The sequence below is a fragment of the Methanoplanus limicola DSM 2279 genome, from assembly GCF_000243255.1.
Classification (GTDB): Archaea; Halobacteriota; Methanomicrobia; order Methanomicrobiales; family Methanomicrobiaceae; genus Methanoplanus; species Methanoplanus limicola.
Window position 1 is genome coordinate 2,360,681 of the sequence record NZ_CM001436.1, and the last position, 14,925, is coordinate 2,375,605.

Below are 14,925 nucleotides of genomic sequence, written 5' to 3' on the forward strand. Positions count from 1 at the left end.
CGGAAACCATCAGTTACGGTAAACTCCGGTTCAGGCAGACCGGCTTCACTGCAACGCCTTATCATATCACCAGTTCCTGTACCCATCCGCTCAATGTACTTAGTAAGGTACATTGGTTCTGCAAGGAGTGGATTTCCCGGAACTGAGCCATGTGCAACCCGAAGTTTTTCAAGGGTAAGGGAAGGCGGAAGTGCTCCGGGATTCCAGACTTCAAGCCTGTCGGAGATGTATTTTAAAAAAATCAGACCTAAAACGACATGCCTGTACTCCGAAGCATCCATATTTACCCGAAGAACACATGCCGCTCCTCATATCTCCTGTTCAAACCCTATATCTGCGGTATTTTTATCTGCCATTTATTTCAAAATCTCTCAGGCAACTGGCAATTATAATAGTAACTGTTTATTTTGATTAGATATGCATAAATCAATCGAAAAAACCTGAATAGTATTCTCCTCCGGACCTTTTTTCAATATCGTTTGTTAACAAAAAAAACATTGCAGGAATAAATATGTAATTTACATTTATTTCCGGTGTGAAAAAAACCACACAAATTTCTTATGTGACAGGTAAATTCCAAAAAAAGGATACTAAATTATATGACACAAACCAGATAATTACCATTGGCATTTGATTCAGATAATACGCCCAAAACACCATTTTTTAAAAATCAAATCTTATGTGATGGTCATGTGACAGCTCACAGCATAATGTAACAAATCAGGCAGATCTCCTGAGCAGTTATCCCGGATTAAAATCATAAAGCACCGTCCACAACTTAAAGCCAACTTCCGGCCCTTCACCCCACCGCCAGAATATTAACATTAAACGGCCAAATATTAAATTAAGGATTAAAATGACAGAAAAAACTGTACATTCTTCTGAAACCGATGAGTTACGGGCACACCAGGAACTGAGCATGGACAGTATCCAGACAGAGACATTCTCACGGTACACTGGCCCGTATATCGCCGGAAGAGTTGCAGCCAGACACCGGACTGCATTTGACGTCATCACAGAGAACAGAAAATTCCGGGTAAAAACCTCCGGTGCACTCCTTAAGATCGGAAAAATTCCGGCAGTTGGAGACTTCGTAGTCATCCTCAACCAGCCTGAAACAGGAACACGGATGATCGTTGACATACTGCCAAGAAGGAGCATATTAACCAGGGGAGCAGCAGGCGAGGGAAATACTGAACAGGTAATTGCTGCCAACCTCGATATAGTATTCATAGTGACAGCAGCAGGGAGCGACTTTAACCCCCGGCGGCTTGAGCGCTATCTGACAATCGTGCATGCCTCCGGCGCTAAACCTGTCATCGTCATAAACAAATCTGATCTGGCAGAAGATGCAGAGAAGATCGCCGCAGAAGCAGTAAAAATTGCAGGCAAAGTTCCGGTAGTAACAATAAGTGCCCTTAAGAAAAACGGCCTTGAAGAACTTGAAAATTATCTCATGCCAGAAAAAACAGTCGCACTCGTTGGATCGTCAGGTGTCGGCAAATCCACCATCATCAATGCACTACTCAGTGAAGAGGTGCAGGATACATTTGACACCCGGAAATATGACGAAAAAGGCCGGCACACAACAACAGTCAGGCAGCTCTTCACCCTTCCCGGCGGTGCGGTAATTATTGACAACCCCGGAGTGCGTGAAATTCAGATCGGTTCAGCTGCTGCCGGAATTGACGAGACATTCCCTGAAATTGCTGAATTTGCACCCGAATGCCGGTACCGCAACTGCCGGCACACTGACGAGCCCGGATGTGCCGTTATTGAGGCAGTAAATGCCGGATTTATCCCAAAAGAGAGGCTTGAGTCATATCATCGGCTTATGAAGGAGAGTGAATTTCAGGCTGAAAAGGAAGAGATAGGGCTTAAAAGAATTGAGAAGAAGAAATATAAATGGATAGGAAAAGCTGCAAAACGGATCCATGAAGACAAAGAAAGATGCAGATGAAGAACAGCAGAAACAGATGATTATTAACAGTAGCCCAATAACGATCCGCCCGTTTGAAGAGAGTGACTCTCCGGCAGTGAACAGAATACTTGCACAGTCTTTTTACAGCAAAATTCATTCACTGACCGGCCTTTCTGAGGAGAAAGCAGTCCTTCTTGCAGAAGACGCAAAGATATTCCCGGACAGGCCGATTGACGGATATTTCGTTGCCGAATACATGGGAGAGATCGCCGGTGCAATCCTGCTGAAGTTTACAGGACAGAACAGACCAAAAGAGAAGATAGGCATATTTCCGGTTGCGAAAAAACACGGCATCTTTAAAACCCTGAAACTGCTGTACGGATTTTCAGTGCTGGTTGAGAGCGTAAGGCCGGAGGAATGCTACATAGAATTACTCGCCACAGATAAGAAATTCCGGGGGAAAGGAATTGCAACGGCCCTTATCAGGCATGCCGGAGAGTTTGCAGAAAAGTGCGGCTTTGAGGAGTTTACACTGTATGTCGCATCCGGAAATCCGGCACAAAAACTCTACGGGAGGCTTGGGTTTGAGGTGCAGAGTTCATACAAAAGCCTGATTACAAAGTTCATCTTCGGAATTGACACCTGGGTTTACATGATAATTCCGGCCCATAAACCTGTTGAATTCAAAGAGATAGCCTGAAAAAGCCATAAGCCGCTACCTCCCGTCATTCGCCTTTGCAGGTGCTTTTTCCTCCAGAACTTCTGCTTTAACAAGCCTCTCCTTAAATTTTTCAAGTTTTGGGATGAGATCAGAACGCTCCTTAGAAGCATAATTTTCAAATACAAATATGGCCCTTTTAAGGACTCTAATCTCTTCAGAATACTCTTTTTTCTTCCGGTAGATTATCGCAAGGCGCTCATACGGGAAATTTCCTTCAAAACCCTCTGCGATATTCTCTTCATATAACAAAACCGCCCCTTCAGCATCTCCATTCTTTTCAAGTTCCCTGCCTTTCAGATTTCTCTCAACCTGGATCTTAAACCGCCTCTCTTCAGCAGATTCAGAATTTCCGGAACTGCCGGAACTGCTCTCAGCAGAGACTGAAGGGTTATTCATTCTGTTTATCAGGCCCTCAATAATTGACATGAGCATCAGGCCGGAGAAGTTTTCTCTGTATACCCTGCCATCAACATTAATATCCACCTCCACCTCCGGAATTCCGACAAAGTACTGCATCTTCTCCCTGTTCTCCCGGTTAACTCCGATACCGTCAGAATATGGATTTATTGAGATTATCTTACTGAGACTGATAGCGGTTGTCTTTTTATTCCCGGAAAATATGAGCCTTTTTGTTGTAATTGTAAAAAGACCACGGTCAATATCCCGGATTTCATCATGAGATTCACTGGATGCACCAAACGCACCAAGACTGAAAGATACTCCTTTTGCAACCCGGAATCTTGGCCCTGCATAACCGCCTGTGGTTTTTCTGACCGCTCTTGGCTCTTTTAATGTAATGCCCGGAAAGGTTACGATATGCTCCTCATTTATCTTCAGTATTACAGGACAGTCCGGACTTTTTCCGGGGTCAATATTTCCAAGGCTCAGTTCAGAGTAGTAATGCTCAAGATCGACAGTTCTCTGCTTCTCATCAGAAATCCCGCCATGTGAAATTCTCACCCATTCTTCCGGCGATAGTGGTTTTTCCCCATATTCCACCCAGATTTCATTACCTTTGTCAGATACAGATATAAGTTTATATTTATCATCTTCTTTCAGAAAGACTGATCTGCATTTCGGGCAGTCGTATGATTCTCTTGATTTAAGACCCAAAAATACCTTCTTTATATTATATTGCAGGGATGCTTTTTTGCAGACCGGACATAAACCAGTCCATTCTGCCGGATTTCCGGCTGAAAAATCTTCCGGAAATTCTTCAGCATTATCCTGCTGCAACCGGTTTCCACATTTTGAGCAGAAATTCCCCTCATCATCAGACCCGCAATTGGAACATTTCATAAGAGATATTCTATAAATTAATAAATAAAACTATTTGATAATGATTTTTAATTGATCTCATCCATTATATTTTTTTTCAATATTTCAAATTCGTCATCTGTTATATGGCCGTCTTTCTTTAATTTCACTAACCTTTCGAGATCCCCGATATCATCACCGGACTGACACCTGTCATTTTTTAACTCCTCAATATATCCGGAGGACAGGATCCCGGTTGGCAATGCAACAAAACCAATTCCCAGGATAGCTATTACACTTGCCATTAATTTTCCTATAGGTGATATAGGGTAAATATCCCCATATCCCACAGTTGTCAGAGAGGCAACTGCCCACCACATGGAATGCGGAATGGATACAAAGGCATCCGGCTGAACATCTTTCTCTGCAAAGTACATCAGTGACGAGGAAATAATTACAACCAGAAGCAGGATAAAAAAAGTTATTATTAATGCTTCTTTTTCACGAATCAAGACCCTTTTTAAAAGATTAAAGGAACGGGTGTATCTCGTAAGTTTAAACAACCTAAAAAGCCTTAAAAGTCTCAGAAGTCTTAATACCCTTAGATCCACATTAACCAGGTACGGCAGATAAAACGGAAGAATTGCCAGCAGGTCAATAATGGCAAGTGGTGACAGTGCATATTTAATCCTTCCAATTACAGGTCTGCTGAAATTTTTGTCTTCAGTACATGACCATAATCTAAGGATATATTCTATTGTAAATACAATTACTGAAAATAATTCAATTACCAGAAATATTTCAATAGTGGCAAAATTAGTGATGCTTTCAATAATGACTGACGCTACGCTTGCGATAATCAGAACAATAATTAATATATTCAGAACAACTGCCAGTCTGCCTGAATTCTCATTCAGTTCAAGGGCATCATAAATCTGTTTTTTCAACATATCCTGAGAATAATCTTAATTTCACTGAGATATAATTTCTATTATAAACCACAGATGCAGACTTTTTCCGGGCTTTAGCAATCGGTTATAATTTCAGCCATTATGGTGAATCAGGATCATACAGTAACTTATAGTGGCCAGAAAACGAGGATTTACCTCTTCTTACCCTTACCATACGTCTTGTCCATATGCCATTTCTTTTTTGTGAGTGTGTTGTAAGTACCCCTTGAGATGAAACCTTTCTTCAGCATCCCGTCTGCGATCTCCTCTCTCCGGTCATATATATCATCATAAATTTCAGACCTTACAGCCATCTTTGGGAATTTCCGGAAATTTAAGAGCAAAACCTCTTCATCTGAAAAAATGCTCTGTTCATTCACAAGCCTCTTCATCACAATATACCGGTTTATTGTCTCCGGATCAAGCTTCATTTTTATGATGATCTGTCCTGCTATATTTCTGCCATATTCTGTAAGTCCGACGTAACCGCCGCTAAGTCTGTCACCTTCATCAGGCTCTGTGTACATAAACTCTTCATCGTTGAAGATCGGAGATTCAACCGCCTCTCTGACATCCACGGAGGATGCACCAAGTTCAGAAGGGGTAAATCTCCGCTCGAAATATGCTGAAAGGCCGTTGTTATAAGCGTTAAAGAGCATCTTTTCAAAGACTGTATATGACATTCCCTCATCACTTATCCCAAGCATGACCAGAATTAAGCTCTCAAGCCTGCCTTCCGCCTCAAATTCGTTATCATCGTCAAAAAACATACTATAACAACCACTTAACTCTCAGTAATCCATTATACCGTTGGTTCTTAAGAATAATATATCTTAAGTCCCGATAATGGATAAATTCGGGTAAACTTCCGGAAAAATAAATAAGACAGATGTGCCGACAGGAGATAGCATATCTGATAATATCTACAAATCAGGCAGTTATGCCTGAAAATAAATAAAGATAAGATGTTCTGATACAGACATTACCGGCAGTTCTGACTGATATGTCACCCTTCAAACAGCATAGCGGAAGAGATGCCAGAGAGGTGCATTACCTGGCAGAATCCAGATATTCAGGAATTCCGGCAGATTTAAAAAATTCCGGAGAGGAAAAGAGAAACTTGCATAATAAGAACAATGCTTCAGGGAATGATAACCGCAATAACAGCCACCCCTTCCCAAAAACCCGCTACCAGGGGTCAAAGGCCAAGATTACTGAGTGGATATGGGAGAGCATAAAAGATATAGAATTTGAAACCGTCCTTGACGCATTCGGCGGCACAGGCTGCATGTCCCATATGCTGAAGAGAGAAGGAAAGACAGTAACATACAACGACATCCTGAAGTTCAATCATATAATCGGGAAGGCACTGATTGAAAATGATTATGTAGAGCTGACAGCTTCTGATACCGAATTTCTGCTCAGAAAGGATGAGAACATAGAATATCCGGCCTTTATTCAGGACAGTTTCAGGGATATTTTTTACCTCGATGAGGAGAACGCCTGGCTGGATATGGTCATAACAAATATAAACCTCCTTGATGACGGATACAAACAGGCTGTCGCCTGGTTTGCCCTATTTCAGTCATGCATTATTAAAAGACCATACAACCTCTTTCACCGGGCAAACCTCTATATCAGGACATCTGATGTAAAACGGAGTTTTGGCAACAAAACAACATGGGATAAGCCGTTTGAGGAACTCTTCATAAAATTCATAACAGAGGCAAATAACGCTCTATTTTCCGGCGGAAAAAAATGCAGGTCCATAAACTATGACGCACTGAAAATTCCGGAAAGCCATTACGATCTCGTATATATCGACACACCATATATATCCGGCCGAGGTGTGGGCGTTGACTATATAGACTTCTATCATTTTCTCGAAGGCATGACAGACTACGAAAACTGGGACAGAAAAATACTGGACAGATATAAGCACCGGCCGATAGCAGGCAGGGGCGAAAATGTCTGGTCTGATAAAATGAAGATCCACGGAGCATTTGAGGAATTGATCCGGAAATACAAAGATTCAGTGCTTGTCATCTCATACAGAAGTGACGGCATACCGTCAGAGGATGAAATAAGAGAAATGCTGAATAAATATAAAGGAAATGTCTGTGAGGTTAAAAATACGGATTACAGATACGCCCTTTCCAGCAAAAAGACCTCTGAAGTCCTCTTTATCGCTGAATGATTCTGACCCTGCAAAGTTATGTATAACCTGCCCCTGTAAACAGAGCAAAAACCGTTTGTTGTGAATTATCACACATACGGGGATTTAAAAAAATATTTCCTCACCGGAAAATCTTCCGGAATGAGGCATAAGAGATCAATAGTATCTCTCTTACGGTGACTGAAATTATAACAGACTTTTTAATTTAACAGGATTTATCACTGAACTTTCGGGCTAAACCCTGAATTATTATTTTTCAGTTGTTGAATTCGGTGTATCCGCACTTACCGCAGGAGACACGGTCCTTGTGCTGAGCCATATAGACACCGGCTCCGCAGCGTGGGCAGTTCTTCTTATCTGTTACTGCCTTATCGCCCTCAACATTGTAATACTTGTAGCGGCTGACCACCGGAATCAGGCCTCCTCTTCTGCCTTAACTTCAGCTGAGTTGCGCTGTACAAGATAGTCAAGCTCAGTAGATTTCAGCACCTCTGCATCTGCGTAGATGCGTGCCTTTGCGATGATTTCCTGCTTACCAAATTCGCTTTTGAGTGAATCAATGACGCAGTTTTCTGTCGGAACATTGCGCATTGCACAGAGTTTACCGAGTATCTCTTTTCTCGAAGGTGTCGCACCCTCGTAATTAATTACGAATTCAAGCTCTGTGCGGTTCAGAAGCTTGTTTTCCCCTTCCTTATTGAATACAAATTCCATGAATATCTATAGATATTGTATGCAGATTTATTTAAAACTATCAAATAGTCACATCTGATCCGGGCAGCCTCTGCCGGGTTGGTATAAGTCATCAGATGAGAGCAGAGATACGCCGATATTTACAGGGAGAAATTTCCCGCCGGCCCTAAGCCGGATTTCCGGTCAAAAAAAAAGTCACCCATGAGACTGCGGGTTCACAGATGATGAATGAAACAGTTATTGTTTCATAGGAGTCAGGTGGGATCACTGCCATCTGTGCCATTCATCAACCGCAAGCTCTCTGTATCTATCTTTGTCAATCCTGCCTTTTTTCAGCAGTTTATTGGCTATAGCTTCCCTTTGGGCATATATTTCTTCATATAGGTCAGACCTCTCTGCATATTTTGGGAAGGTATTGTAGGAGAGCATGAGCATTCCGGCATCAGAATATTCGTTGTAAGCTTTTCTGACAGCACGGATATTCTTCAGATAGCCTTTAAAGTCCTCATCAGCGCCAGGCCTGTGAATACTCTTCCTGTACATGTCCCTGCCCGATTCTGTCAGGACGATATGCCCGCCGCTGTAATGATCGTCTGAATCCGGGAGGGTGTATTTCCATGCACCTTTCAGATATTCTGGGTTTATCACCGCATCTTCAAGCTGAACAGAATATTCACCCATCACATGCGGATGGAATTCAAACTCCGTGTAGCCGGAGACTTCCTTGAGCTTTAGGACAAAAAATATCTTCTCCAGGAGGAGCAGGGAGATCTTCTTTTTATTTGCCCCCAAAACGAGCAGAACTGAATTCTCAAGCGCAAATTTCAGGTCACCGCTCTTTTCATCACCGGAAGGATCATTATTAATCTCTCTGCTGCCTGTATTGTCAGTCATATCCTCACCGGAAGGATCATTATTAATCTCTCTGCTGCCTGTATTGTCAGTCATATCCTCACCGGAGGTATTGTTATTGATATCCGTATTGTCAGTCATGTCCTCGTCAGCCATATTATCATTTATTTCATCATAATTCATATTATTCTTCCTCTTTTCCCTCAAAAAAATCAGTTTTCACCGGTTTACGGTGCACAGACAGGGCAGGCTTTCCGGATTTTTCCGGGCAGGAAAACGCCTGAAAATCTCAGATTAACTTTCCGGTCAGAAAAAAAATACGCCTGAATGGCGCGAAAAAGAGAACTCACAGATTTTCCGGCTCTCAGATTTGCATACTGCCGTCCGAAAGTGCATCTACCTTGTGTTTTTTAATATGCAGGGAGTTACTGCACGACTTCATCAGTTCAATGAAGGCCTTATCTGATGTTTTTTGAGGAGATTTTCCGGAGAACTTATCCCCGTCAAGCAGGAAATCACGGATATTCTGTATCTTTACACTGTAATCGTCATATGCACATTTTACAAGACTGCTGTATTGAGTAGAACCGCATTCATTTGTAGCTATGCAATAGTTTTCGCAGAACTGCCGCCCTAACAGATCGGCAAAAATGTGATAGTCCTTAACAAGCAGCCTGAAGGCCTCATCCCAGACAAGATAGGTTTCATAAAAGAGGTCACCAAAAGATTCCGGAAATTTTTCCCTGATCTCACCCAATTTCCAGTTTACAAGAACCGGGTCAGGTCTGCCCATACGGGAGACTTCCCTTGAGAAGAGATTGATACTCCGTGTAAACTCCTGCTCCTCACTGATATGTGAAAAACCAAAGCAGCTGAGTTTTCCCGCATCGTCCGGATCAAGATAAAACTTCTTCAGCGGAATTGTTCCACTTTCGTCAGCCCCGGAGCAGAGTTTAAATCTGCTGACATAGCCTGAGAGTTCCCCGTTCTCCATATCCATGGCCTTTCTCAATACCTTAAGCAGGAGGTAATACTCATATATGCTGAATTTACTGAGATCGGGCTTTTTTTTAAGAAGAGAAGTGACATCCAGAGCATCCTTTCCGGCACTCTCAGACTCAGACAGATCTACGGAAAAATACTCCTCACTTCTGTCATAGGCATATGCAGACACAGGGCCGTATGGCATCCGGAGATATGTGTCATCCAGAATTGTTGTGCCAATCTGGTTATAAGAGATGAGGTCAACGATAAAAGGGATATATATTATTTTATTTGACCCTGCATCAGGGTATCTCTCCAAAGCGTAAAATATCGCATTCAAAGACTTCGCGCAGGACATAGGATATCAATAATATATCCCAATAACTTAAAAAAACTTTCCTTTGCATATCAGCATGCTTCTTATTTCGGATTTATATAAATACCAACCCTATTTTCACACCTATACACCGCATCTGTCACCATCATGCCCAGACAATTATTAGTCTCAGAATATAAATATCAGTGGTAACAATAAATAGTTATCACAATTTAGTATAACATATCAGTGATAACATTAAATAGTTATCACAATTTAGTATAACATATCAGTGATAACATTAAATAGTTATCACAGTTTAGTATAACATATCAGTGATAACATTAAATAGTTATCACAATTTAGTATAACATATCAGTGATAACATTAAATAGTTATCACAAAACAAGGATACATTAACATGGAACAGATGAACCTGAAAGATACTGAAAAATATATCCGTTCTTATCTTAGATTAAAAGATGGAGATAATCCGAAATACACAACGCCGGGCATTTCAGAAACAACATCAGAATCAGAGGAAAAGACCGACACCAAACCATATGAACCTGAAATAATCAGTGACTATTTCCAGCCGGATTTAATAATCAAAGATAGAAATACAATCTATTACATAGAAATAAAAAACAGGGCCTCACTGGATGCAATAGCACACCTTAACTTCTACTGCTATCTGGCAGCAAAAAAGAACAAAAGTAACACAGACAGGATAAAAATTGTTCCGGTTCTTGCTTCAAAAACAATTGACACACAAAACAGTAAACTTGCAGAAGAAGCAGGAATAACAACAATAAAACTCCCCTGGGACTTAGTTATAAAAAATCAGGATGTAAAATTCCCTGCAACATCCAGAGTTAAAATTACATCTGATAAATCATGGAAAGTCGTCTCCCGCCTCCTAAAAGGGCAATCATCAATAAGGCAGATCTCAAAAAAGGAGGGAGTATCATATGGCTGGGCACATAAAACAATAAATTCGCTGATCGATCAAAATATTGCAGAAAAAGAAGATTTTTCCACCAGAATAACAGACACAAAGAAGATCCTCAACGGAATAGCATGGGAGAGGCCAATGAAGAATCTCCTTCACAAAGAAATATTCGTGGAATTTGATAATTCCTTTCAGGCAGCAGTATCAATAACCCAAAATCTTGATTCAGCCGGAATACCCCATGCCTTTACAGGAAGAACTGCCGGAAGTCTTTATACCGGATATGCATTCCGTCATGATACAGCAGATATATACCTAAACAAAAATGATATAAAAACATTCACTGATAATTTTGAATATTCATATTTTACGGATGAAAACTCAGGAAATCCTACTGTAAAATTATGTATCTACATTCCTGACAGAGATGTATTCAAAGAAACCAAAATAATAGAATCTGTCAGAATAGTATCACCCGCAGTTGCCCTTCTGGATCTTGCAGGAATGGGCTTTGGTGAGCGTGACCATACAACAGAGCTTTTAAAGATTTATGCCGGAATATAAAATAAATCCCGGAATTATCAGAGAATCCCTGAATGAATTAAAGATTATTCAGTCCTGGATTAAAAATATAGGTATTAATCCGGAAAATCCACAGATAATTCTTATCGGCGGATGGGCTGTTGATGCATACAATTCATGGTATGGTTCTGTAGATATCGATATCATAACTACAAGCGACATACGAAACGATCTTAAATACTACCTGAGAAAAAAACATGGTTATCTTGAGAGCAGAAGAGAACTTCAGATGCCTTCAGGAATTGAGAAAAATACAGATTACGGAAAAATAATAATTGATTTTATTCCAAAAGGACTAAATCAGCCATTTGAAGGTCAGGACATCCCTTTTCACTTTTCAATAACTGAAGGAAATGTCACATTAAAATCTATCCGCAATACTTGCAGTATGTATATACCTACACGGACAATTCTGATATTTTTAAAATTAAAGGCAGCGTGGGACAGAAACTTCAGGGTGGAGAATAATTCAAGCAATGATCCAGACTGGGACAGAAGTAAACTCATAAAGGATTATGCAGATATTCTGGCATTACTTGACCCTAAATCCAGTGGTTACGAAACGAATCTGGATAAACTGGGTGATTTATTTGATAAATATCCTTTTCTGCTCCAGACTCTTTTTAAAATACAGTATAGCCGTGAAGCTCTGGAAAGATACGGAAGACTTGAAAAACCTGAAATAAAGCACATATTTGATCATCTGGATAATTATTTCAGATAAAAACCCTTTAAATATTGCCGCTCTTCAGACATAATCCGGACCCAACAGGAGACAGCACTTAATAAAGTCATTCATGTACCAGCTGGTTAACAAATAATGAATGAAACAGTGCACTGTTTCATAGGAGATATAATGGCACTTAGATTTTGTAAAACCGGCACAAACGATTATTTTTAACACGGCGGTGACAACATTAACTTACAGTCAAAAAACGCACCGGCAAAACTAACCTTTTGATGATCTGAAATCAGCTGTAAGATGCAGCCAGCCGGAAACATTCCTCAGGGCCGGCTCATATTTGTCAAATATCTTATCCAGCCGGTCTGTAACATCATCGTCATAATTATCCTGCCGGAGATACAGTATCAGGTAGCTGTCAAAACCGGCAGGATCTCTGTATAACTCCAGGGATATCTCAGAAACTGCCTTCTCGGGAGATTTTGTATCCTTAAAAACCTCTGAAAATTCCTCAGCGGTCAGAATTCCGGCATAGAGTACAACATCGCCAATTTCCGGATGCCTGTCCATATAATCCTTTACCCCGGCAATGTCCGGGATTTTAATGCCATAACATTTAGCAAGTATTGTTAATGACAATTCGGTTGAAATCCGGAAAATTCTGCTGCCATAGCCGGACTCTTCAGGACTAATCCCGGACGATATGGATTCACTGCAGTCAAAATTATTTCTGCTGAATATCCATGATAAATGCTCATGCAGTTTTACCCGCCATGAACTTTCAGCTTCATAATCAACAGAAGATATGCCATACACCCCGGATAATGATAATATATCCTGAATGCTCAAAATATTTTCTGTACATTATCAGGCCCGTTTGGCACTTATTTTACCCCACGGAAAAATTATATTAAATTCCGCCGCCATATCTGCCGGACAATAACAGCGAGTCAGCAGAAATGCCCGCAAAAAACAGACCTGACCCAAATCCGGAGACCTCCTAAGAGGGCCTCACCCTACAGACATCATCATCCATCAAATCATCTGGCAGCAGATCTGACAGCCCGAGTTCATCAGTAAGGTCATAAAACCTCTTACTCCTGAGCCGGCACTTCTCCATAATCTGATCCAGTGTATCCGGCATTCCGGTCTTAATCGCCCCTTCCTTCAATATCCCACCATATTCATCCTCAAAAACCTTTACAAGTTTCTTAAGGACATAAAACTGCCGGCCAGACTCCGCCCACTCATCAACCTTGGCAGAATCTGAACACCTCTGATGAGCATTATGAACAATATCCCGGTACTCCTCTCTGATTTTAAAGAAATCGTTAATACGGTCAGAAAGTGCATTAAGAGTAAAAGGCTTAATCAAAAACCCGTCAATATACCCGCCATAAAGATTAATATCCTCAATAGTCAGAGCCTTTGCTGTGAGCATCAGAACCGGAATTTTCTTCGTCTTCGGATTTGAGCGGATCTGCATCAGAGTCTCCCAGCCATCCATACCGGGCATCATAATATCCATCAGTATAACATCAGGCACTTCATTCTTCAGGAGATCCAGACACTCAGCACCGGACATAGAATGCAGGACTTCAAAGCCCCTCTCCGAAAGTCCGGTAGTATAGATCTCAACCAGCATTTTATTATCATCAACAATTAATAACTTCATCATTTTACCCCATCCTCACTAAAACCGTGATGTTTTATCAGATAATTACGGATCTTTGTGGACTCAAGCCAGCCCCTGTCAAGCCTTGATACAATACTGTTTATTATCTCAACCTGATTAAGAATTTCTTCTGAACTCTCACCCTCATCAATGCTGACGATTCCGGAAATGACAGCAAGAGGATTTCTAATTTCATCATTTAAGATCGAAAGCTGAATGAGATTCTCCTCAATCTTCTCCAGTGCCTCAGATTCACGCTTCAGACCCGCCTTCTCGGCAGTCAGATCACGCACAAGTGACAGTATATATTTATCCCCGCCAAATTCAATTAACTTTGCCTTCACATGGACAGGAAATAACGAACCGTCCCTTCTTTTAAACTCGGCCTCAAATGAGACCCTACCCATAAGGGCAATCCGGTCATATCCTGCACCTGCCTCTTTACCGGCAGGGGTAAGAGCGATCTCACCGATCATCTTATCCAAAAGCTCGTCATGGGAATAGCCAAGATTTCTGCATGCAGTCTCATTTGCCTCAACAATGACCCCCTGCGGACTTTCAAAGAGACATTTATGGAGAAAAACAGACTCACTGATATTCTCAAAAAGTTCCCTGTACCTCCTCTCACTCTCCGCAAGTGCCCTGCGTGACTCAACAAGCTCAAGGTTCTTCTCTTCAAGCTCCTCTATCTTCTTCTCAAGCTGGGCAAAAATTCTGCGGTTGTAATCCTGAAGAAAACTGTCCTCCGGCACGACTCCGGTCTCCGGTTCTGAAGGGACAATCGAGTTGGCTTCAGAGAGAATATCCCGGATAACGGAGAGGAACTCGTCCGGATCAACCGGCTTTATAATATAACGGTCAGCACCGAGGTCAAGCCCGAATTTCTGATCTTCAGGAGTTGTATATGAGGCAGTATAAAAGACAAAAGGGATATTTTTCAGGTTTTCATCTGCCTTCACTTCACGGCAGAGCTGAAAGCCGTCCATCTTCGGCATAAGGACATCGGTAATTATCATGTCAACCGGAGATTTACGCAGGATGTTTAAGGCATCAAGACCGTTATTTGCAGATATTACCTGATAGCCGGCACTTTTAAGGGCAGATTCAAGGAGATATCTGTTGGCCTTCAGATCATCTGCTACAAGAATTTTCATAACCGGCTCA

The 14,925-nt window shown here is 41.3% G+C and carries 15 protein-coding genes and 1 pseudogene; 5 read left to right on the forward strand and 11 right to left on the reverse strand.

The features are described from left to right. Positions 1-5 precede the first annotated feature (5 nt). A pseudogene (locus tag METLIM_RS17585) lies at positions 6-293 on the reverse strand (ATP-binding protein); the annotation flags it as partial. 563 nt (positions 294-856) lie between these two features. Between METLIM_RS17585 and rsgA the strand changes: the two are divergent. Next, positions 857-1,960, forward strand: a complete 1,104-nt coding sequence (gene rsgA / locus METLIM_RS11065; protein ID WP_004078534.1) for a ribosome small subunit-dependent GTPase A — start codon at positions 857-859, stop codon at positions 1,958-1,960. Beyond that, entirely contained in the window at positions 1,935-2,621 is a 687-nt protein-coding gene (locus METLIM_RS11070) for a GNAT family N-acetyltransferase (RefSeq protein WP_004078535.1), read from the forward strand. Before rsgA ends, METLIM_RS11070 begins: the two co-directional genes overlap by 26 nt. A gap of 15 nt (positions 2,622-2,636) precedes the next feature. On the opposite strand, the gene METLIM_RS17185 is transcribed toward METLIM_RS11070, so the two are convergent. From METLIM_RS17185 to METLIM_RS11085, 3 genes are all read right to left on the reverse strand, one after another. Then, positions 2,637-3,878, reverse strand: coding sequence for a hypothetical protein (locus METLIM_RS17185; protein ID WP_217177976.1), 1,242 nt, complete (start codon positions 3,876-3,878; stop codon positions 2,637-2,639). Positions 3,879-3,988: 110 nt separating this feature from the next. Next, positions 3,989-4,849, reverse strand: a complete 861-nt coding sequence (locus tag METLIM_RS11080; RefSeq protein ID WP_004078537.1) for a potassium channel family protein — start codon at positions 4,847-4,849, stop codon at positions 3,989-3,991. Positions 4,850-5,001: 152 nt separating this feature from the next. Beyond that, positions 5,002-5,619 carry a hypothetical protein gene (locus tag METLIM_RS11085; protein ID WP_004078538.1) on the reverse strand — a complete coding sequence of 206 codons (618 nt, stop codon included), beginning with the start codon at positions 5,617-5,619 and terminating at the stop codon, positions 5,002-5,004. Between the two features lie 233 nt (positions 5,620-5,852). On the opposite strand from METLIM_RS11085, the gene METLIM_RS11090 reads away from it, so the two are divergent. Then, positions 5,853-7,046 (forward strand): DNA adenine methylase, encoded by a 1,194-nt coding sequence (locus METLIM_RS11090; protein ID WP_004078539.1) that lies wholly within the window; start codon positions 5,853-5,855, stop codon positions 7,044-7,046. Positions 7,047-7,281: 235 nt separating this feature from the next. Here METLIM_RS11090 and METLIM_RS11095 read toward each other — a convergent pair whose 3' ends face one another. From METLIM_RS11095 to METLIM_RS11110, 4 genes are all read right to left on the reverse strand, one after another. Next, positions 7,282-7,434 (reverse strand): 30S ribosomal protein S27ae, encoded by a 153-nt coding sequence (locus tag METLIM_RS11095; protein ID WP_004078540.1) that lies wholly within the window; start codon positions 7,432-7,434, stop codon positions 7,282-7,284. Between the two features lie 5 nt (positions 7,435-7,439). Then, positions 7,440-7,739: a 30S ribosomal protein S24e gene (locus METLIM_RS11100; RefSeq protein ID WP_004078541.1), complete on the reverse strand. Its 300-nt coding sequence runs from the start codon at positions 7,737-7,739 to the stop codon at positions 7,440-7,442. A gap of 243 nt (positions 7,740-7,982) precedes the next feature. Beyond that, on the reverse strand, positions 7,983-8,753 hold the full coding sequence (locus tag METLIM_RS11105) for a hypothetical protein (protein ID WP_004078542.1): 771 nt from the start codon (positions 8,751-8,753) through the stop codon (positions 7,983-7,985). A gap of 181 nt (positions 8,754-8,934) precedes the next feature. Continuing rightward, a complete protein-coding gene (locus METLIM_RS11110; RefSeq protein ID WP_004078543.1) occupies positions 8,935-9,912 on the reverse strand; it encodes a type II toxin-antitoxin system antitoxin SocA domain-containing protein in 978 nt (325 codons plus the stop codon). A gap of 379 nt (positions 9,913-10,291) precedes the next feature. Between METLIM_RS11110 and METLIM_RS11115 the strand changes: the two genes are divergently transcribed. Next, positions 10,292-11,386: an endonuclease NucS domain-containing protein gene (locus METLIM_RS11115; RefSeq protein ID WP_004078544.1), complete on the forward strand. Its 1,095-nt coding sequence runs from the start codon at positions 10,292-10,294 to the stop codon at positions 11,384-11,386. Beyond that, complete coding sequence (locus tag METLIM_RS11120; RefSeq protein WP_004078545.1) at positions 11,373-12,128, forward strand: hypothetical protein; 756 nt, start codon at positions 11,373-11,375, stop codon at positions 12,126-12,128. Before METLIM_RS11115 ends, METLIM_RS11120 begins: the two co-directional genes overlap by 14 nt. A 225-nt stretch (positions 12,129-12,353) precedes the next feature. Here METLIM_RS11120 and METLIM_RS11125 read toward each other — a convergent pair whose 3' ends face one another. From METLIM_RS11125 to METLIM_RS11135, 3 genes are all read right to left on the reverse strand, one after another. Continuing rightward, positions 12,354-12,935, reverse strand: a complete 582-nt coding sequence (locus METLIM_RS11125) for a hypothetical protein (protein WP_004078546.1) — start codon at positions 12,933-12,935, stop codon at positions 12,354-12,356. A gap of 151 nt (positions 12,936-13,086) precedes the next feature. Continuing rightward, positions 13,087-13,764: a response regulator gene (locus tag METLIM_RS11130; RefSeq protein WP_004078547.1), complete on the reverse strand. Its 678-nt coding sequence runs from the start codon at positions 13,762-13,764 to the stop codon at positions 13,087-13,089. Further along, positions 13,761-14,915 carry an ATP-binding response regulator gene (locus METLIM_RS11135; RefSeq protein ID WP_004078548.1) on the reverse strand — a complete coding sequence of 385 codons (1,155 nt, stop codon included), beginning with the start codon at positions 14,913-14,915 and terminating at the stop codon, positions 13,761-13,763. Before METLIM_RS11135 ends, METLIM_RS11130 begins: the two co-directional genes overlap by 4 nt. Between the last annotated feature and the right edge of the window lie 10 nt (positions 14,916-14,925).